Source organism: Synechococcus sp. PCC 7502 (assembly GCF_000317085.1).
Taxonomy (GTDB): Bacteria; Cyanobacteriota; Cyanobacteriia; order Pseudanabaenales; family Pseudanabaenaceae; genus PCC-7502.
The window spans coordinates 2,379,090-2,398,159 of record NC_019702.1 but is presented as its reverse complement, the minus strand read 5'-3'; the positions used below and the strand labels follow the sequence as shown (position 1 = coordinate 2,398,159).

General features: G+C 40.3%; 20 protein-coding genes. 11 read left to right on the top strand and 9 right to left on the bottom strand.

The window, feature by feature from the left end:
* Window positions 1-13: 13 nt before the first annotated feature.
* Window positions 14-1,228: an efflux RND transporter periplasmic adaptor subunit gene (locus SYN7502_RS11840; RefSeq protein ID WP_144050214.1), complete on the bottom strand. Its 1,215-nt coding sequence runs from the start codon at window positions 1,226-1,228 to the stop codon at window positions 14-16.
* Between the two features lie 209 nt (window positions 1,229-1,437).
* Here SYN7502_RS11840 and moaC point away from each other — a divergent pair, with 209 nt between their 5' ends.
* Window positions 1,438-1,941, top strand: a complete 504-nt coding sequence (moaC, locus tag SYN7502_RS11835; RefSeq protein ID WP_015169049.1) for a cyclic pyranopterin monophosphate synthase MoaC — start codon at window positions 1,438-1,440, stop codon at window positions 1,939-1,941.
* Between the two features lie 225 nt (window positions 1,942-2,166).
* Here the strand turns inward: moaC and SYN7502_RS11830 are convergent, their stop codons facing one another.
* Window positions 2,167-3,609, bottom strand: a complete 1,443-nt coding sequence (locus SYN7502_RS11830) for a cyclic nucleotide-binding domain-containing protein (RefSeq protein WP_015169048.1) — start codon at window positions 3,607-3,609, stop codon at window positions 2,167-2,169.
* Between the two features lie 73 nt (window positions 3,610-3,682).
* Between SYN7502_RS11830 and SYN7502_RS11825 the strand changes: the two genes are divergently transcribed.
* Window positions 3,683-4,324 (top strand): Uma2 family endonuclease, encoded by a 642-nt coding sequence (locus SYN7502_RS11825; protein ID WP_015169047.1) that lies wholly within the window; start codon window positions 3,683-3,685, stop codon window positions 4,322-4,324.
* 20 nt (window positions 4,325-4,344) lie between these two features.
* On the opposite strand, the gene SYN7502_RS11820 is transcribed toward SYN7502_RS11825, so the two are convergent.
* Window positions 4,345-5,025 carry a hypothetical protein gene (locus SYN7502_RS11820; protein WP_015169046.1) on the bottom strand — a complete coding sequence of 227 codons (681 nt, stop codon included), beginning with the start codon at window positions 5,023-5,025 and terminating at the stop codon, window positions 4,345-4,347.
* Here SYN7502_RS11820 and hisF point away from each other — a divergent pair.
* On the top strand, window positions 5,009-5,776 hold the full coding sequence (gene hisF / locus SYN7502_RS11815) for an imidazole glycerol phosphate synthase subunit HisF (protein ID WP_015169045.1): 768 nt from the start codon (window positions 5,009-5,011) through the stop codon (window positions 5,774-5,776). The two genes, SYN7502_RS11820 and hisF, sit on opposite strands and share 17 nt — an antisense overlap.
* Here hisF and SYN7502_RS11810 read toward each other — a convergent pair whose 3' ends face one another.
* The 4 genes from SYN7502_RS11810 to SYN7502_RS11795 are packed head-to-tail and all read right to left on the bottom strand — an operon-like array spanning window position 5,777 to window position 9,470.
* A complete protein-coding gene (locus SYN7502_RS11810; RefSeq protein ID WP_015169044.1) occupies window positions 5,777-6,112 on the bottom strand; it encodes a type II toxin-antitoxin system PemK/MazF family toxin in 336 nt (111 codons plus the stop codon).
* Window positions 6,109-6,363 (bottom strand): AbrB/MazE/SpoVT family DNA-binding domain-containing protein, encoded by a 255-nt coding sequence (locus tag SYN7502_RS11805; RefSeq protein WP_015169043.1) that lies wholly within the window; start codon window positions 6,361-6,363, stop codon window positions 6,109-6,111. Before SYN7502_RS11805 ends, SYN7502_RS11810 begins: the two co-directional genes overlap by 4 nt.
* A 59-nt stretch (window positions 6,364-6,422) precedes the next feature.
* The gene (patD, locus tag SYN7502_RS18380; RefSeq protein WP_015169042.1) at window positions 6,423-6,815 is read right to left on the bottom strand and encodes a heterocyst frequency control protein PatD; all 393 of its coding nucleotides are present in this window, start codon (window positions 6,813-6,815) and stop codon (window positions 6,423-6,425) included.
* A gap of 18 nt (window positions 6,816-6,833) precedes the next feature.
* Window positions 6,834-9,470, bottom strand: coding sequence for an efflux RND transporter permease subunit (locus tag SYN7502_RS11795; protein WP_015169041.1), 2,637 nt, complete (start codon window positions 9,468-9,470; stop codon window positions 6,834-6,836).
* Between the two features lie 184 nt (window positions 9,471-9,654).
* On the opposite strand from SYN7502_RS11795, the gene rpmH reads away from it, so the two are divergent.
* The 7 genes from rpmH (at window position 9,655) to SYN7502_RS11765 (ending at window position 14,291) form a co-directional block, all read left to right on the top strand.
* A complete protein-coding gene (gene rpmH / locus SYN7502_RS18965; RefSeq protein WP_015169040.1) occupies window positions 9,655-9,795 on the top strand; it encodes a 50S ribosomal protein L34 in 141 nt (46 codons plus the stop codon).
* Window positions 9,796-9,829: 34 nt separating this feature from the next.
* The gene (gene rnpA, locus SYN7502_RS11790) at window positions 9,830-10,186 is read left to right on the top strand and encodes a ribonuclease P protein component (protein ID WP_015169039.1); all 357 of its coding nucleotides are present in this window, start codon (window positions 9,830-9,832) and stop codon (window positions 10,184-10,186) included.
* Window positions 10,187-10,228: 42 nt separating this feature from the next.
* On the top strand, window positions 10,229-10,624 hold the full coding sequence (locus tag SYN7502_RS11785; protein WP_015169038.1) for a PH domain-containing protein: 396 nt from the start codon (window positions 10,229-10,231) through the stop codon (window positions 10,622-10,624).
* Between the two features lie 23 nt (window positions 10,625-10,647).
* The gene (yidC, locus tag SYN7502_RS11780) at window positions 10,648-11,874 is read left to right on the top strand and encodes a membrane protein insertase YidC (protein WP_015169037.1); all 1,227 of its coding nucleotides are present in this window, start codon (window positions 10,648-10,650) and stop codon (window positions 11,872-11,874) included.
* Window positions 11,875-11,902: 28 nt separating this feature from the next.
* Window positions 11,903-12,424: a Jag family protein gene (locus SYN7502_RS11775; RefSeq protein WP_015169036.1), complete on the top strand. Its 522-nt coding sequence runs from the start codon at window positions 11,903-11,905 to the stop codon at window positions 12,422-12,424.
* Window positions 12,425-12,557: 133 nt separating this feature from the next.
* On the top strand, window positions 12,558-13,058 hold the full coding sequence (locus tag SYN7502_RS11770) for a YceD family protein (RefSeq protein WP_015169035.1): 501 nt from the start codon (window positions 12,558-12,560) through the stop codon (window positions 13,056-13,058).
* Window positions 13,059-13,100: 42 nt separating this feature from the next.
* Complete coding sequence (locus tag SYN7502_RS11765) at window positions 13,101-14,291, top strand: WD40 repeat domain-containing protein (RefSeq protein ID WP_015169034.1); 1,191 nt, start codon at window positions 13,101-13,103, stop codon at window positions 14,289-14,291.
* 76 nt (window positions 14,292-14,367) lie between these two features.
* Here the strand turns inward: SYN7502_RS11765 and SYN7502_RS11760 are convergent, their stop codons facing one another.
* Window positions 14,368-14,775 (bottom strand): PH domain-containing protein, encoded by a 408-nt coding sequence (locus SYN7502_RS11760; RefSeq protein WP_015169033.1) that lies wholly within the window; start codon window positions 14,773-14,775, stop codon window positions 14,368-14,370.
* Between the two features lie 52 nt (window positions 14,776-14,827).
* Between SYN7502_RS11760 and SYN7502_RS11755 the strand changes: the two genes are divergently transcribed.
* Window positions 14,828-15,064 (top strand): hypothetical protein, encoded by a 237-nt coding sequence (locus SYN7502_RS11755; RefSeq protein ID WP_015169032.1) that lies wholly within the window; start codon window positions 14,828-14,830, stop codon window positions 15,062-15,064.
* Here SYN7502_RS11755 and SYN7502_RS18375 read toward each other — a convergent pair whose 3' ends face one another.
* Window positions 15,065-19,027, bottom strand: a complete 3,963-nt coding sequence (locus tag SYN7502_RS18375) for a hybrid sensor histidine kinase/response regulator (RefSeq protein WP_015169031.1) — start codon at window positions 19,025-19,027, stop codon at window positions 15,065-15,067.
* Window positions 19,028-19,070 lie beyond the last annotated feature (43 nt).

Sequence of the window (19,070 nt, the reverse complement as noted above, 5' to 3'; positions counted from 1 at the left end):
TCTGTTGATTTCATCACTTAGTTTCAGCAGGGGCGATCGGCACGCCATCACGCAATTGCAAAATTCCTGAAATCACGATTTTGTCCTTTGCTTCAAGCCCTGACAGCACTTCTTGTTTATTACTAGTAATTTTCCCTAGTTTAATTGGCTTTTGTACAGCCACCAATTGTCCTTTTTCACCTTTACTCTCAGCCACAAAAATAAAATCCTGTCCACCAAGACGGGAAATAGCTGAAGTTGGTACTAAAACACCTGTTCGGGTATCCCAAATTAATCTAGCTCTCACAAACTGATTAGCTCGTAATTTATTACCTTCGTTATTAAAATTAGCCTTCACTAAAACTGATTGGGTTTGTTGGTTAATGCTGGGGGCAATAAAAAATACTCTACCACTGGCTACAGGTTGATTTTGGGCATTAAGAATTTCCATGATCATCCCTTGCCTGAGGCGGGGGGCATTCTCCACGGGGACAGCTACCTGCACCTCTAAAACTTGATTCTGGGTAATGGTAGTTAAGGGGGTGCTGTTATTTACAAAGTCACCGATTTTGACTGGAATATCTCCAACTGTACCTGTGAATGGAGCTTCGATTGTGTAGTAATTTAGCTGTACACTTTGCTGACCCACATTTGCTTTCGCCTCATCAATGCGCTTTTCCGCACTATTAATATTTGCCTGTTGGGATTTGATTTGAGCTTTAATTTGTCCCAGTTGAGAATTGGCAGCCCTAAGCTCGTTAGAGACCTCATCGAGTTTTTGCTTTGAGGTTGCCCCTTCCAATGTTAGCTGGGTATATCGCTTAAATTCAGCTTTATTAAATTCCACACTTGATATGATGGATTCCTGCTGGGCAAGTAATTGATTTAGAGTAGCTTTAGCACTTTGCAATTCAGCCTCGGTGGTAGCGGCGGCGGCATTAACTTGCTGCACTAGTGCCTGTTGTTGGCTAGAGTCAATCAGTAAAATCGGACTGCCAGCTTTAACCGCATCCCCAGCTTTGACAAAAATCTGCTGCACATAGCCACTAACTCTTGGTTGCAGAGTAACTGACTGACGGGATTCCATGTTAGCCACATAGTCAGAACTATCTGTAATTGTGCCAGATTCTACGTTAGCAATTGGAACTGGAACTGCTCTTACTCCTGCTTGGGGGGGATTGGCAGAACAAGATGCCAGAAAAAGTCCAATTAATGCGATCAAGTATCGTTGCTGAATTTGAGTTTTCATTGGTTTCCAAATTTGCATACGCTGACTACTTTACAGTGAATTTTAATATATTTTAAAATCTACTACTAAATTGTATGGGGTGATAGAGATGGAACCCCTTCGTGGTTGATACCTGTGCCGTACTTATCTGAAAACCGCAATAGATAAAAAACTTATGGAGTTGAACAAGTTAGGCATAGACTAAGAATAAAGTGTAACCCAAACTCATAATGACTCTCAGCCACATAGACAAAACTGGTGCTGCTCAAATGGTGGATATATCAGAAAAAGCTCCTACCCTTAGAACAGCGATCGCTATCTGTGAAATCTCAATGCAAACTAGCACCCTTGATGCAATCCAAGATGGTAATGTCCCTAAAGGTGATGTGTTAGGAACTGCACGTCTTGCAGGGATTATGGCAGCCAAGCAAACTGCTAACCTGATTCCTCTCTGTCATCCCATTCCAATTAGTGCTGTGGATGTAAAGATCACTATGGATGAAAATATCCCCGGCTATCAAATTCGTGCTACGGTCAAAACCAAGGCTGAAACTGGGGTGGAAATGGAAGCTTTAACAGCCTGCTCGATCGCTGCACTAACCCTCTATGACATGGCAAAGGCGTTGGAAAAAACTATGATAATTTCTAATGTGCGATTAGTCGGTAAAATGGGTGGTAAATCGGGAGATTTTTGTGCTGTGGGATTTGGAGAACTGGACAATCTTTTAGGATAAAAATAATTTGAAGAGTGGCGATCGCCTTAGTAAAGTTGAACTAAAAATTAGAATTCTGTAAATTTATTTATACTTTTAACATCAAACTTGTAGATATGTTTTTACAAAGTTTATGGCAATGAGACATTCAAAATTAGCGATCTATTGAATTAATGTTCTGTTACCAGAGATAAAAAAATCGACTGTGACTTACTTGGCACTGAGGAGTATTTCAATTCTAGGAAGTTATAGACCAAATAGGGTTTGCAGATGTCTTCTCATCCAAATAAATGGAGTTTCACCATTTTGCTTTAAATCTTCAGGGTTAATCAGTCCCATATCAATTAAAACCTGTTGGCGTTCCGATAATTTTTCAGCAATCTGTTCAGCTAAATTGGGATGACTTTTTAAGAGTTTTTGGAGGTGGGCATGATCAACCACGAATAAAGTAGTATCCTGCAAAGCTCTAACAGTGGCAGTGCGTGGAGTACCTGTGAGAACGGCGATTTCACCAAAAAAATCTCCCTCTTGAAAGCTATAAATATACTGATCTGTGCGTAGTGAAACCACTTCAACGGAACCTGCAAGCACGATATATAAAGAATCCCCCGGATCTCCCTCTCGACAAATAATTTCTCCAGTCTTAACAAATTGACGATAACCCTGTTCAATTAGCGATCGCAACTCCAAATCACTACATTGCTCAAAATAGGTAATTCGCCGTAACAGGTCTCGTAAGGCACGCTTATTGGGTAACTTGGTAATTACTTTTTTGGGTTCCGAGGTTAAATTACCATCGGTTTTGATTTTAAGTTCGGTATCGCTGGACTTAGAACTAAAATTAGTAGCCCCTAAAGCTTGACCATCCCAACCCCTCACTCTAATTTCACGGTGGGGAAAAGGAATTTCAATACCATGATGGCGTAATTCTCCTTCGATCAGGAAATTTAAGGAGCTTTTAATTGGTTCAGCCTCGTGGGGTTGATCGATCCAAACTAATACTTCAAATTCAAGCCCATTGTCTCCAAATTTCTTCAACCATACCTTGGGAGGTGGATAGGACAGAACATTGGGTTCAATGCGAGCGCAAGCAACTAATATCTCTGTCACTATAATTGGGTCTGTACCGTAGGCGATGGAAATTGGTAAATGCAGTCGGCACCTTGGTCTTTGGTAGCTCCAGTTGATGATATTGCTATCTATCAGTTTGCTATTAGGAACTATGACAAACACATCGTCATTTGTCCGAATTACCGTAGAGCGAATCGAAATTTTTTCCACAGTGCCGAGTAATTTATCCAGTTCAACATAGTCCCCAACTTTAATCGGCTGCTCAAATAGAATTGCTAAGCCACTGATAAAATTACCTGCTAAGTTTTGTAATCCAAAGCCAATTCCCAGTCCTAGTACACCTGCTACTACAGCTAAGGAGTTGAGATTAATTCCCGCTGACTGTAGGACAATAATCATGCCAATTACTGAAAGGGTGTAATTAGTAATTGAGGTTACTGTTTCTTTGACCCCCCGATCTAACTGGCGTAGGAGCGATCGCTTTAATATCTGACTGATTACATGGGAGCTGATAAACACCCCAAAGCTCAATAAAATCAGGATTAAAATGGATAAAAGAGAAAATGCCGTGTTCCCAATATAAAATATCGGCGTGGTGAACAGATTACTAAAAGCCACAATTCTGAAGGTGAAGATGCCAATAGTTTAACAAGGATTCGCTAAGATAGATTCATAATCATCCTGAAAATCCATGGCAGAGAAATTAGAAATGGCGATCGCTGAAAAGAGAATGACCTTTCACGGTCTAAGCTGGCAAGCCTATAAACAAATTGCTAATGCCCTCAGTGCCAGCAGCCACGCTAGATTGGCTTACGACAATGGGACTTTAGAGATTCTTATGCCTTTAGAACTGCACGAATTTTCACGGATGATGTTTGAGTTTTTTATCCGAATTTTGGTCACAGAATTAGGACTAAAGGTTAAAACTATGGGTTCAACTACCCTAGACCGAGAAGACTTACTCAGAGCTGTAGAACCTGATAATGCTTACTATTTCCAGAATCAACCCCTTGTCTCTGGACGCAATGTAAGTATTAGCCAAGACCCACCACCCGATCTAGTAATCGAGATCGATATTACCCATACAAATATTCAGAAATTATCTTTGTATGCGGCTTTAGGTGTGCCAGAGTTTTGGCGATACAACGGTGAAATATTAAGAATTTATCAACTTGATCGACTACAGCAAGAATACATAGAAGTAGAAACCAGCCCCACATTTCCCCAAGTTCCAAAGACAAGACTGTATCAGTTTTTGGCAGAAGCAAGACAGGATGAAATCAATGCTGAAGTTAATCTCAGAAAATGGATTAGGGCAATGATTACTAACTAGATAATAATTCAGATCAAAAATTAGCTTGGCTCTAGCGTATAGGTTAAAAATTGCAACTTGCGATTTAGCAGAAAAACTGATAGGGGCGGCGAACTTGGCTCCAAGGATTTATTGGTGCTGATAATTTGGTAGGTTTTATCATCCGCAGGCACTTCCCAGTAGATTACTCGACCCATAAACCGACTACCGCTTGTACGAAATAAACCGCGATCGCCAGCAATGACGGGTTTAAGATAATAGGTAACTCCCCGATAGTTAATTTGCGGGGGCATTCCCATCCCTACAATCAATAACTTACGGAGAATAGGGTCTTTGAACAAATTAGACAGGGATTGCGCCCAGGTATTGGCAAGGGCAGGTACAGAACTAAAGCCTTGAGCCTTGGCATCTGCTTCAGTAATAAAAATGAGGTTATATCCTTCTAGTCGCAATAAAGCTTGTTTAACCCTTGTCGATCGGCGGTAATTGGTATAACGAATATCTATCCGCCAATTTTGATCTGGGTTAAGTCTAGGGACGATTCCTGTCAATTTTTGGTTAAACTTATTAATACGAAGGGTAGCTTGATCATCAGGTAATTCTAAATTTAACGCCTCTCGTCTGTATATCTGCCACGGTACTCCCCACGCAGGGCTATACCCACAAATCTCACTGCTGAATAGAAGAATTAAAAACGAAAATCCAATGTTAGCAAAACGCATTATTCCTTGTTTAGATGTGAAATCAGGGCGAGTGGTCAAAGGCATAAACTTTATTGATCTTAAAGATGCAGGCGATCCCGTAGAGTTAGCAGAGGTTTATAATCAAGCTGGGGCAGATGAGTTAGTTTTTTTGGACATAACTGCCACCCACGAAGACCGCAGTATTATTTTAGACGTAGTTTATCGTACCGCAGAACAAGTATTCATTCCACTGACTGTGGGTGGAGGTATTAAAGATGTGGAGTCAATTCGAGAGCTATTAAGGGCGGGAGCAGACAAAATTAGTATTAACTCCTCGGCGGTAAAAGACCCTAGTTTAATTAATCGAGCTAGCGATCGCTTTGGTAATCAGTGTATTGTGGTGGCGATCGATGCCCGCAGACGAACAGACCCTTTAAATATAGGCTGGGATGTCTATGTGCGAGGGGGCAGGGAAAATACAGGATTGGATGTTTTAGCTTGGGTGCAGGAAGTAGTGAAACGTGGCGCAGGGGAAATTTTGTTAACAAGTATGGATGCCGATGGTACCAAGGCTGGCTATGATTTGGAGCTAACTCACCAAGTTGCCGATCTAGTTGAAGTGCCTATTATTGCCTCGGGTGGTGCAGGAAATTGTGAACATATCTATGATGCCGTGAGTAAGGGTAAGGCTGAGGCGGCTCTATTGGCTTCACTTCTGCACTATGGGGAATTATCGATCGCCGAAATTAAAGATTACTTGAGCGATCGGCAGATCAAAATTAGGAAGTAATTAGTTATTAAACAAAGTGCAAATTTTAGCTAAAACCTCTTCTATGATAACTTCGGGAACACTTTCTAGTTTCCGAGCTGATCTAGCTCCTAAATCTAGCGACCTAGGCTGATCACACCTCACAACACCTTTAGTACGAATGTCTATCCCTGCCAAGGGAACTGCAAAACCTGCGGAACGGGCAAAATTTCCACCTGAGGTAATTGGCACCACAATCGGCACTTTGGTTACAGCGTTAAATTTATCGGGTGAAACTATAAGAACTGGTCTAGTTCCCTGTTGCTCATGTCCTGCTGAGGGATCAAGCGAAACCAGATAAATATCACCTCTCTTCATAGTTCAAGCCCTATGGGTCTCAAATCAAACCACTCTTGATCTTCATTTGTAATCGGAGCATTTGGGTCACATTGTTCTAACAATTCATCTAGGGAATAAGCAGGTTTTAGTTGTGGGGTCACAATAACTTTCCCATCATCAACGGTAATTCCCACAGTTGATCCAGCCTGAAGCTGCAACATATCAAGCAGTGATGGCGGCACCGCTAACATAATTGATCCACCTACTTTGCGTAAATTTGTTTTGTACATAGCATTCTGTTTTGTTATATAAAAAGATAACAATTTATTATATAAAAATATAACAGATTTTAAGAAGCTAACAAAGCATCACAGTAGGTTAAAAGTAGAGTTAGGCGATCACCAGCTTTATCAATACGCTGGTTTAGGGTTTCAGGTTGACGGGTAGTTTTCAAAAGATTAATATCAGCACCAACTAACCGTAACTGCTTATTTATTTCCACATAGTGCGGCACAAGTTCGTCTTGCTCTGGCAGAATTTGATCAAGTAATTGGGTTTGAAATAGTTGTTGGGTAGCTTCATGCGATCGCTCTAAATTTTTAAGCTCATTTTTAACTTGATCTTGCCCAGAAATTAAGTCATCAGTTACGCCTCGCATTTGCTTTAGTAACACTTGCATAGTTTCGACTTGTTGCCGTAGAGTTTGAATTTCAGCTTGAGTTTTAAGAGAAGGACTTGTCATGCTCAGAATTAATCTGGGTTATTTTTCCACTTTTTTTCTAAATACATCCAACAGACTATAAACCACAGGTACAAAAATTAGGCTAAGAACAGTAGAAGTAATTAATCCACCAATCACAGCGATCGCCATGGGAGCCCGTAATTCTGAACCCGCACCAATTCCTAGGGCAATGGGTAACATTCCCAAAACCGTTGAAGCAGTGGTCATTAATATTGGACGTAATCGGACTGGACAAGCGGCAAGGATCGCTGCCTTTAGGGTTAATCCCTGCTCTCGACTTTGATTAATGTAATCTACGATTAAAATCGCATTTTTATTAGCAATTCCAATTAACAGAATAATGCCAATCACTGCAATCATACCAAAACCACTATTTGTGATCAGCAAAGATAGAATTGCCCCCACCAATGCTAAAGGTAAAGAAAAAACTACCAATAGAGGATCAACTAAATTTCTAAATAGGCAAAGTAAAACAAAAGCAATACAGGTTACAGATAAGCTTAAAGTACCTGCAAAGCTGTTGAGGATAGCATTTAATCGCCCTGAATCTCCACCTAGATCGATGATTACTCCTGCTGGTAAAAGTGGTTTAGCGATCGCTACGACCTGATCGGTTGCGGTGCCAAGGGCAATATTTTTACCTAGATTAGCGGTAATGTAAGTAACTCGTTTACCGTTAAGATGATCAACTTCACTATCACCAGTGATTTTAATATCCTCCAGCCCTATTTGATTTTGGATTTTAGCTTTGATGGCGATCGCAGTTCGGCGTAAATTCTCTAAGTTTTCTCCCACCAAGGAAATTTGCAAAGGTTTTTCTCCACCTGTATCCACAAACTGAATATCCTCAATACTGGTAGTTACATCTTGAATTCTTGGCAAAGTTGCCCGCAATTGATCCTGCATTGCCGAGGTTGTCAGAGTGCGATCGCTTCTTAATTTCACATATAAATTTCCCCTGTTTGGTTGTCCTTGTCCGTTACCAATGGTGGTAAATACGGTTTCAACTTCAGGAGACTTTAGGATAGATGCCTCTAATTGTTTAGCAACATCACCTGATTGAACTAAAGGACTAGCAGCTAAAAGTAAACTAGCAGGATTCACATTGGGGCTAGGGCGAAATAATTCCACGGGCGGGGCTGCAACCTTGGGAATAGAGCCAGTATAGGTAATATTAAATTCACCCCGATCTAGTTTGGGAATAAAGGCTTTCGGCACATAGGGCAGTAAGGCTAAACCGATAATGAATGTTAAAATCGCCAACCCAACCACAAGCCAACGATGATTCAGTGACCAAATTAAAATTTTGGCATAGGCTGCATTCATGCCATCACGGTGATTATGATCCTGTGGTTCCCAAGGTTTGCCCTTAAGCCAATAGGCTGCTAATAAAGGGGAAAGAGTGCGGGCAACTGCTAAGGAAATTAAAACTGCTGCGGATACGGTAATACCAAAGGGCTTAAAAAACTGTCCCAAGGTACCCTGCATTAAACCTACGGGCAGAAACACGGCGGCAATGGTCAAAGTCGCTGCGGTTACGGTTAAACCAATTTCTCTAGTGGCGGTAATAGCGGCTCTAAAAGGAGATTCCCCTTGATCTAAGTGGCGACTAATATTTTCCACATCGACGATCGCATCATCAACTACAATCCCAATTACCAAAGCCAATGCCAGTAAAGTAATAGTCTCCAGATTAAAGCCCATAATAGCCATGACCACAAAGGTGCCAAGCAAAGACATGGGAATTGCCAACGCCGAAATTACCGTAGCTTTCCAGTCCTTTAAGAAAGGATAGATCACAACTACCGATAAAATCACCGCCAAAACCAAAGAATCAATGGTGGCATGGGTAGCTTCTTTAATGTATTCAGCTTGGGTAGAGGCAAGGGAAATTTCTAAATCTGGGAACTGCGATCGCAATTTTTCAACGGCGGTTTCTGCTAAATCAACTACTTCCAAAGTGTTGGCACTGCTACGCTTAATGATCTCCATAGCCAAAGCATCTTTGCCATTAATTCTGATTTTGGTACTCGTAAACGTATTTTTAATAAACTCGCCAAAAGCTTGGGGACTAATTTGGGTGGGTAGAGGGGTGGGCGCACCAAGGAGAGATACTTTTAATACTCCTTCAAGAGCCTGAAGTTTGGGTAAGATTCTGGTCTTTGCCAGTGTGGTTAAATCCTGTAATTTAGCGTAATCAAGACTGGGAGAAGCTTTATAGGTAAAGGTATAGCTTACTGCTGCCGTTTCATTCAGATTTATAGGAATTACTTGAAATGTGGCATTATCTGGAAGCTTTACCTGTTTGACAATCTCCTCTACCTTTTGCGTAGAAGCCTCTAAATTTGTACCGACATCAAAGCCTAAGCTAATTACTGAGCGATCGCTATAGGTGGAAGAACGCATTGAACTTACTCCTTCTATCCCCTGTAATTTTTGCTCTAAGGCATTAGTAATACGAGCTTCAGTATCAGTTTGGGATGTTGTTCTAGCCGAAGCATTGACCACAACTACTGGAAAAGTTACATCGGGGAATAGTGCATATTTCAGGGAAGAGAAGGCAAAAACACCAGCAATACTAATAATTAACCACACAATTAAAGTTAGCCATGAATACTTAATTGCATACTTGGAAATATTGAAACGGTTACGCATTCACTATGTTTGGTTTACTAGATGGTTTACTAGAATCGTTAAAAACGGCACCGACCGACGACACATTATAGATTATCTAACCAAATACCATCGCAAAAGCAAAAGTAATTTACTGGAGATTCGACATAGCAATATCGACAATGCTATATTAAAGAGCCTAAAAATATTTACATGTAATAATCCCATGACACAACGTACTCTCGGCGGCACCGCCCGCAAAAAAAGACGTACTTCAGGCTTTCGTGCTCGGATGAAATCCCACACTGGTCGGGCTGTAATTAAAGCTCGTCGCAGTAGAGGTCGTCTCCGTCTAACTACCGTTTAGGCTATTTGCATATTTTAAGCAATTGTAAATTATTGTGTTGCCTGCTCCCAATCGCCTAAGACGGCGAGAAGACTTTACCACTGTCTATAGCAAAGGCGATCGCCATTATGGAAAATACTTAAGGCTTAGGGTTTACAACACCAATAATCCAGAGGCTGAGACTCAAATCGGCATCGTAGTTAGTAAAAAATTCAGTAAAAAAGCTGTAATCCGCAATCTCATCAGAAGACAAATTCGTGCAATTTTTCGTGCTTTTCTGCCACAATTAAGGCAAGGCTTACAAATTGTAATCACTGTTGTTACGGTTTCCGCCCTTCCCAAGTACTTAGAATTGAAAGAAGATTTAACAAACCTACTTACTAAAGCTCAGATTTTACAAAGTAATTGTTGAAATTAGTAACTTCAAATTAATAGTTTCAAATTAGAAAAGTATATGGCAATTAAAGAAGAAATATTTTACGAAGGTGGACCCCACATTGGGGACTTGCTGATCAGCATTTTAGTCGGATTTTTTATTATCACCCTACCAATTACGATTGGAGCGATCGTCAGAGCTTTGTGGTTGCGTTACAGTATCACTAATCGACGTATTACCGTCACTGGTGGTTGGCTAGGACGACAAAGGGTCGATGTGGTTTATGCTGAGATTGTCAAAGTGGTAATTGTGCCACGGGGCATTGGCAGTTGGGGAGATATGGTGTTAACTCTTAAGGACGGGTCTCGCCTAGAAATGAGGGCAGTGCCTAATTTTCGTAAAGTCTATGAATTTGTGGAGTCTAAATTAACTCTCAAAGCTCAAACTTCTAGCGGTGCTCTTGGTGCAATTTAGGATATACAAGTCAAACTAACTATATGGATTTTGGTATAGGTTTTCTCTCGAATAACGTCATGTTGCCGATCTTGGATTTCTTCTATGGCAAGTTTCCCAGCTATGGATTGGCGATCGTGGCACTTACTTTAGTAATTCGCATTGCTCTATTTCCAGTTAATGCTAATCAGCTTCGCAATATGCGAAATATGAAAATTGCTAACCCAATCATGCAAAAGCGGATCAAGGAAGTCCAAGAACGATACAAGGGCGATCCAGCTAAACAGCAACAGGAAATGGCTAAGGTAAATTCTGAAAACTTTAAAGAGTTTGGTAATCCTCTGGCTGGATGTTTGCCTGCTCTACTACAAATGCCTATTTTATTTGCCCTATTTGCCACTCTAAGGGGTTCACCCTTTTCAGATATCAACTACGCCGTTAATTTTCAAGTATCGCCCACACAGGTTCAGTCTGAGGCATTTACTACTCCTCCTCAAAACATTTATTTTGCTGATCGAGTCCACTATCCCGTTCAAGCAACCGTCAGTACTGGCACAAACTTGGCTGTAGGCAGCGAAACTAAAGTATTACTCCAAGCAGTAGAAGCAAGTAAGGTCGAAGATTTTACTAAAGTAAGCACTAGATTTCCAGATATTGATCTAGCTCCTAAATGGCAGATTACCAAAGGTGAAGGCGTAGTTGAGGTTTTACCCGATGGTACGGTTAAGGCATTAAAAGAAGGTGAAGCTACAGTTCAAGCAACCATTCCCGGTTTAGCTGCTAATAAAGGTTTTCTATTTATCAAGGCATTGGGTGAAGTTGGGGTATCTAATCCAGACGGTAGCTTAAAGTTAGATATTTTGGCAATGATCTTGGCGTTTGGCATTAGTCTTTACATTAACCAAAACATTTCTGGTAGTAAGCCTGCTAATCCCTCTGAGAATCAACAGCAGGATACGATGAATAAAATTACACCTGTGATTTTCTCGGGGATGTTTTTGTTCTTTCCTCTACCTGCAGGAGTACTGCTGTATATGCTTGTTGCCAATGTGTTCCAAACTGCCCAAGCTTTTATTGTTTCTAAGGAGCCGTTACCAGAAAATCTCCAAAAGTTGGCAGAAGCAGGGGTTGGTGCAAGTCCAGAGGCGATCGCTCCTAGTACCTCTAAGGCGGCTAAATTACCCTTAAAAGCCGAGTCTAAAAAAAATGAGCCTAAGGATGAAGTTTCTTTACCCTTTGAACCCGGTTCACCTAAAAAGAAAAAGGGCTAATTTAATAAATTTAAGTCAATTTAAATTCATGGGGCTAAGAGAACAATCGGAGCTAGGTAAAAAGTGGTTAATACAGCTACTAGAAATATTAGGTTATGTCTGTGATGTTGATATAACCGATGAAGTTAATGATCCACGCCGTGGCTGCACCCTTGTGATTGATCATAAGCATCTTCTTCCCGATCAGGTTCAGGCTCTAATTGGTATAGATGCTGTGAGTGGGATAAAAACTGGCGTTACCTTAGATGCCATCCAACATTTAGCAAATACTGCTTTAAATGCTCATCTAACCCCAGATGCTAATGGCTTTTTTTATGTGGTTGAGTTAAATGGTTATCGCAAAGAACGTCAAGCGGTTTTAACCAAAATTGCCGAAGAGGCGATCGCCTACGTTACTGAAAATCAAAATGACTACCCCATCAAAAATCTTTCAGCAGCAGAACGGCGGCAGGTACATATGTTTTTTGAGGACTATCCGCATATTGAAACTTTTAGTGAAGGCAAGGAACCCCATCGGTATCTTGTCGTGCGCCTAAAGTCAGCCAAATAAAAATACAGTCTTTTATTTATGGGTTTGTCGGTGTACAGCACACCCTAACGTATTTCTTACTTGTGAAACAGGCTGCAATTCTAACAATTCTCTAATTCCCAGTTTTTCTAATCCCTAGTTATGGAGGCAAGTGATGGAAAAAATTTATATTCCCCAGGTGGCGAAAGCTGTAGATGCTACTGAAGTTATTTCAGTTAATGAGTTTATTAAGGATTTAGATACCCTTACTCCAGTCCAAGGCGTAGTTAAAGTCAAGCACCAAGGCTCATTCCTAGAGGTTAAAGCTGAGGCATCGGCAATTATGACTTTGACCTGCGATCGCACCTTGAATCAATTTAATCATCGACTTGCTATTAATACTTCTGAATTAATTTGGCTAGAGGAGCCTAGCAGTGGCAATAAATATGCCAGTGAACAGGAAATAGAGCTAGATGACTTAGTGGAAACCTTACCACCAAAGGGCTATTTTGATGTGGGAGTTTGGCTATATGAACAACTTTCCTTGGCGATTCCATTTCAGAAAATTGCTCCAGATGCCCCAGAATTAAGTCAGATTTTGGAACAGGCTCGTGCTAAAGATCAGATTGTGGATAAACGTTGGTTAGTCCTAGGTAAATTGCAAATTGACTCTTAAATTATTAACTAGAGTTATTTACTAGAATGATCATACCAGATCATGCCCAATGACCTCAGACCCTACGATGCTGTACTTGGAGGCAAGACTCCTCCGCCCATCGGTGGATTGGTACTAGGTGGAATTTTCGGGGTTAAAACTCGGATTAATAGTGCGATCGCACCCCAGCGCCGAACAGCCCTAATTGAGGCATTAAAGTATGGTGAGGCAGGTTTAGACCTATTGGTTAAGAGCCTAGAAGATAGCTCCGTGGTGGTACGGTATGGGGCGAGGATTTTAATAAGTCAGCGATCGCCCGCAGTCATTGAAAATCAGTTTGAGCAATGGTCTCAGTACCAAGACTTTAGCTATATCACCAGTTTGGAACAGCCGTTTAATTTCCATAGCCGACCAGTTAATGCGATCACCATTGATGGACAATTTCTGATTAGTTGCCATAGGGATCATAGTATTCGGGTTTGGAGCCTAGTTTTAGGTAAGCAGATTTTTACTTTGACCGGACATACGGATATTGTCACTTCGGTCGTAATTAGTCGTAATCGGAAGCTTTTAATCAGTGGTAGCTGCGATCGCACAATCAAAGTCTGGGATTTAACTAAACTCAGAAATCCTGAGGTTTTAACCCTAAAGGGGCATCATGGCTATGTGAATTCCGTAGCTTTGCTTCCCGATCAAAATACCTTAGTTAGTGGCAGCCAAGATACTACGATTAAGTTTTGGGATATTTCTAAAGGCAAAAATCTCCGTACCATTAAAGGGCATACCAACCTAGTCAATGCTGTGGTTTTAAGTCCCGATGGGCAGATCATGGCAAGTTGTAGTTGGAACACAATGATTCGGGTCTGGAACCCGCATACAGGTAGCCAAATTTGGGAACTAATCGGACATTCCGCCAAAGTCTGGTCATTTGCCATTACTCCAGATAATCAAATTTTAGTGAGCGGCAGTAAGGATAAAACTATCAAGCTATGGGATTTAGTCACAGGCAGAGAAATTGCTACCCTAGAAGGACATAAGGGTGAAGTTAGAGCTTTAGCAATTAGTAAAGATGGGCAAACCCTATTTAGTGCCAGTTTTAAGGAAATCAAGATTTGGAATTTAGCAAGCCGTCAGTTAATTCGGACTTTAAAGGGACATTTGGGATTGATTAATGCGATCGCCTTAAGTGAGGATGGATTAACACTTATTAGTGGTGGGGAAGATGCTCTGATTAATATTTGGGCGGTTCCATAGGTGATTAAATTCCCTAAATAAATTCTCTAAAAATCTGAGTTAGGGTTGGCTCTGTGGGAAGCTTACCTCCTCATTGCTAGTTATTCTTGATCCTAGAGTTGATCTCTTGGATAAACCGATCGCGATCTAGGGGCGAAATTAAGCGACCCCCCCCTTGCTTTAAGTTGATTTTGACTCTGGTTAAAGATAAAGCTGGTGCACTTAGGGGATTAGACGATCGCTCCACACTTTTAATATCCTCTAATCGCAGCCTGTAGTTGAGGATGCCAGACCTGATCAGTAATTCGGAATCAGTGATTGTATATCTACAGGGAATTACCAGCACAGCCGTTAAGAGCGCACTAAATATGCCCGAAGCGATCGCCAATAATGCTGCTGACTTATTTACAGAAAGCGTAAAAACACCCGTTGCCATAATTAGTAAGGGGCTGATGATCAAAATCGCCGCTAACCACCCATCTACTTTGGAAGGATAAACACTCATTTTATTTATAATCCTTGACATAGTATTAATTTTGAAAAACTTCTCAACTATTTTGGAAAGTATTGCAGCAGGGGTTTTACCAATTATTGTAAACCTTACTTCTATGCCAAGATTTTTCCCTGATGTTCAAGATATTGATAGTGCAAAATACAATTTAGAAAAACTAATAAATTCAAGTGATTTATTGGAGAGCTATATATCTGCATTAGAAGCTTTTAAGGCAAAGTTCTTTGCAACAGATAAGGATGCTTTATCTACAACTATTTTAGAAATTTTATCAACGTATTAATCATATTGAAAGATTACTAGTAAATGCTGAAGATGCCAGTTGCTTGAGGCATTGAGTTAATTCTTCTTCGATAAAGGGTTTACTAAAGTATGCTGCTGCGCCTAGGCTTAAACCTAATTCACGATGTTTATCTCCACTACGAGAAGTGAGCATGACTACAGGTAAGTTCTGAAGGTAAGGATCATTTTTGATCTGTGTAAGTAATCCATAGCCATCTAGTCGAGGCATTTCTACATCTGATAGAACTACCTTGACTGATAATCCAGTTAATAATTTAGCGATCGCTTCTTCTCCATCCTTTGCCTGTTCTACTTTAAATCCAGCTTTTTTTAGGAGCAATGCTAGGTAACGGCGGACATTAATGGAATCATCTACGACTAGGATAGAATTTTCGGGGGTAGGAGAACTAGTTTCTTGTTTATTAGTAGGCTTTGAGGGAATAGAATTTTGTCCGAAGATTTGCATATCTAAAATGGGAATAGTTTGCCCTTTAGCAGCGATCGCACATCCAGAGAATATTTGGGGTAAAGGTATTTCTCCTAAGGGTTGACGCAAAGTTACTTCCTGTTCTCCCCAACAACCATTGGTATAAACTGCCCAGAGATTAGACTCTTGATTAATGATTACAATAGATTTACTGGCGAACAGAGGCTTATCTTCAAGGTAGTAATTGCTGTGGGAACAATTTAATTGCAGGTGGGTATCTAAGGGGAAAATGGGAACGTGGGTATCTTGCCATTGATAAAACTGATCTTGGGTAGAACTGAGATCGGGAATAACAGCTTGAATCGAATCCGTGGGAATTGCCAAAATCATTTGATTAACTTCGACTAAGGTAATGCGTAGGGCTGATAGGGTAAATGGAATAGCGATCGTAAAGGTGGTGCCAACTCCAAGCTGAGTTTGGGTATGAATCTCGGCACCAATTTGTCTAAGATTTGTCCTAACCACATCCATCCCTACCCCACGACCGGAGAGGCTAGTAACTTCATCGGTTGTAGTAAAGCCCGGTTCAAAAATCAACTGAATTAATTGTTCATGATCTAGAGATGCCACTTGGTCAGCAGTTAATCCAAACAAATGGGGCGATCGTTCGACTTTAGATTTAATTAGAGCAGGATCGATACCTCTACCATCATCAGCAACTGTGATCAGGATTTTACGGTCTTTTTGAGTTGCAGTGATCTCAATTTTGGCTTTAGGATTTTTCCCTTGTTTAATTCGAGTACTTGGGTCTTCAATCCCGTGGTCAAAGGCATTACGCAAAAGATGATTTAGGGGATCGTTAATCACATCTATAATTGTTTGCTCAATTAGCAGATCAACCCCATTCAGAATTAAATCCACATCTTTGCCATGCTGAAGTTTTAAGGCTCTGATTGCTCGAGGAAATCTGCCAACAATATCCCGCAGGGGACGCATTTTAGTTTCTTTAATTGCTGTTTGCAGTTGTTTGAAGTGACTAGTAAGGTTAAGGGCATTTTGTTCGGTTTCATTTAAACCCAAGTCCACATCTTCAACTACTTCTTGGATTTGCACGATCGCTTCAATTACTGATTGTGATAATGAATGTAACTCACTATATCGATCAAATTCCAAAACATCAAAGTTGGGAAGTTGTTCCAAATTTATAGATTCAGAGATAGGTTCAGATTTGGTCACAGCCTCGGTATTCAGGCGATCGTAGATGATCGAGAGTTGGGAGTTAGCATCCTCAAGGGTACGAATACGACCATAAAGAGATTTGAGTAACTGCCGTAATTGCTTAAGTTGGTTATCAAGGCTATTATGTCCCGCAGTCATTTCCCCTGAAAGTTCATGCAATTGCTCAAGGCGACTGATGGGTAGGCGGATACTGGTATCTTTAACGTAGGTAGTTACCAAATCCGAGGCTTTATTGGGAATAGATTCAGGTACATCCCCGCTAAACTCTAGGTCTTCCTGTAAGTCTTCTAAAGTATCAGGTAGAGATTGGATAAAATGCTGCTCTGGAGAGGCTTTGATGTAACGAGATAAGTTGTTATTACTAAAATCACCAAATATATCTGTTTCAGATGTTGGCTCAGCTTCTAAATTGGGGGTCTGATCGGAGCTATCAAAATCATCAAAATTAGGAAAGTCTTGTGCCAATTCTTGGGCAAAGCTAGCATTTTCCAGAAAGCTATCAAATAAATCATTAGTAGTATTTGTACTTAAGGTTGTAATCGCAATTTCTGATTCTGCGTTTGGAGAAATATTCGATACATTATTAAAAAAATTATCAAAGAGGTCGCTAATCGTATCTTGAGTTGTGTTTTGAGGTAATGCTTCTAAAAGTTGGTTAGGTTGATTAACTTCTAGCTGCGGCTGGGAGGAGTGATCATAAAACTGATCGAACAAATCATCAGATTGATTTATTAAAGTGGGTGATTTTGGCTCTAAATTATCAACCAAGTCACTAAAAATATTATCTATAGTTATCCATTCTTCTTCGTATCTATCTGATATTTCTATCCTAGACGGGATGCTCTCAATACGAGTTATTTCATTATTACTTATATCACTGGTAAAGAATTCTGTGTGTAATTGCTCTTCAGAATCAGTTGCAAATATGTCTTCGATTTCCTCTTCTTGCTGGAATACCTGATACTCAGACTCATTAGGTAATTTATCGGATAATTGATCGAAGGGATTAAATTCTTGAAAGACGGCTTCTATCTCATTCAATTGGGTAAACGGATTGTCTATATCTTCTGTATCTATTACCTCTACAGGGGAAGACTGAAAGAGACTTGACGGAGAGAAAGATAATTCATCAGGATTAAATGATTGCTCTTGATCCCCTTCTGAAATATATTCCAAATTTAGATCATCATCTTTTCCCTGATAATACTGATACTCTAATACCTCATCTATATCTAATCCTAAGAATTTATCAGAAGCTTGATCGGATTCAACATTATCTTCAATAAAGTCCGAATTTTGACTATTTGGGAACAGATGATTATCTAAGTCTAATTTTTCCTTTTGAGAGGATGAAACTATAAATTCTTCGCTGTCTTTTAAGTCCTCTAAATCCTCTAAAGAGAGATTATCTAGCTCATCTTCTAGGTTCAGATGCTCAGATGTTGAGTATTCTTCAGGTTCTGAAGGTGATTCTAAATCTAATGGAGACTCGTCAGAATAATTATCCAAGTTAAGGGTAGAGCTATCTGTTTGGTCAAAGTGGAAGTCAGAAGTTATATCTGCTTTTTTGCCTTCAATTACTAAAGCTTGCGATCGCCGCCATACCGTTAAGGCTGCAACTGCTAATTCCAGAATTTGATTAGAGTCCTGATTAGAACTAAAGATTTGAATTTGATCTGCGATCGCTCTATTTAACTGCACAAAATTTGGCAAATCCAACATTTCCCCTAGGTCAGCCAATTCTGTAGCGAGGTTTTGGAGGTCTTCGGCTAAAGTGGGACTGTCTAGTTTGGTTTCTAGCTCTGTGAGCATCTCATTGATTTCTTGCTCAAACATTAAAGCTGCCACATCAACTTCTGGCTCTGGAATATCTTCTACAGATCGACTCTCAGCATTACTCAAATAGGTTTCAAGCGGTTCAAAAATTGTTTGATTATGACTTGCTAACCATTCCTGATCAACATTTTGTCCTTGCCGATTAATTAAAATAATTGATCGCAGTAGTCCTACGGCATTAATTAGCAGTCGTTCCGTGCTGATGTCAATATTAGGTTGCTGGGATTTAATAATTTTGAGCGAATCTTCTAGACGATGGGCAGTGGAGCTAAGGGCATGATACTGCATGATTCCTGCTGCTCCTTTAAGAGAATGGGCAGCACGTAAAACCATATCTATTTGCTGCTTGAAGTCAGATGTTTGCGGGTCTATGCCCACAAGTCCATCATCCATAGTATCAACATACTCTTGAGCCTCCTCAAGGAACATTTGGCGAACTTCTAGCTCTTCTTCATCAACCATAGTAATTACTCTAATTGGTACAAGTATCCTATTTCAAAATTTT

Coding starts and splice junctions, on each gene's coding strand:
- SYN7502_RS11840 (WP_144050214.1), bottom strand. CDS start 1,228: ATGAAAACTCAAATTCAGCAACGATACTTGATCGCATTAATTGGACTT.
- moaC (WP_015169049.1), top strand. CDS start 1,438: ATGACTCTCAGCCACATAGACAAAACTGGTGCTGCTCAAATGGTGGAT.
- SYN7502_RS11825 (WP_015169047.1), top strand. CDS start 3,683: ATGGCAGAGAAATTAGAAATGGCGATCGCTGAAAAGAGAATGACCTTT.
- hisF (WP_015169045.1), top strand. CDS start 5,009: ATGTTAGCAAAACGCATTATTCCTTGTTTAGATGTGAAATCAGGGCGA.
- SYN7502_RS11820 (WP_015169046.1), bottom strand. CDS start 5,025: ATGCGTTTTGCTAACATTGGATTTTCGTTTTTAATTCTTCTATTCAGC.
- SYN7502_RS11810 (WP_015169044.1), bottom strand. CDS start 6,112: ATGAAGAGAGGTGATATTTATCTGGTTTCGCTTGATCCCTCAGCAGGA.
- SYN7502_RS11805 (WP_015169043.1), bottom strand. CDS start 6,363: ATGTACAAAACAAATTTACGCAAAGTAGGTGGATCAATTATGTTAGCG.
- patD (WP_015169042.1), bottom strand. CDS start 6,815: ATGACAAGTCCTTCTCTTAAAACTCAAGCTGAAATTCAAACTCTACGG.
- SYN7502_RS11795 (WP_015169041.1), bottom strand. CDS start 9,470: ATGCGTAACCGTTTCAATATTTCCAAGTATGCAATTAAGTATTCATGG.
- rpmH (WP_015169040.1), top strand. CDS start 9,655: ATGACACAACGTACTCTCGGCGGCACCGCCCGCAAAAAAAGACGTACT.
- SYN7502_RS11785 (WP_015169038.1), top strand. CDS start 10,229: ATGGCAATTAAAGAAGAAATATTTTACGAAGGTGGACCCCACATTGGG.
- yidC (WP_015169037.1), top strand. CDS start 10,648: ATGGATTTTGGTATAGGTTTTCTCTCGAATAACGTCATGTTGCCGATC.
- SYN7502_RS11775 (WP_015169036.1), top strand. CDS start 11,903: ATGGGGCTAAGAGAACAATCGGAGCTAGGTAAAAAGTGGTTAATACAG.
- SYN7502_RS11770 (WP_015169035.1), top strand. CDS start 12,558: ATGGAAAAAATTTATATTCCCCAGGTGGCGAAAGCTGTAGATGCTACT.
- SYN7502_RS11765 (WP_015169034.1), top strand. CDS start 13,101: ATGCCCAATGACCTCAGACCCTACGATGCTGTACTTGGAGGCAAGACT.
- SYN7502_RS11760 (WP_015169033.1), bottom strand. CDS start 14,775: ATGAGTGTTTATCCTTCCAAAGTAGATGGGTGGTTAGCGGCGATTTTG.
- SYN7502_RS18375 (WP_015169031.1), bottom strand. CDS start 19,027: ATGGTTGATGAAGAAGAGCTAGAAGTTCGCCAAATGTTCCTTGAGGAG.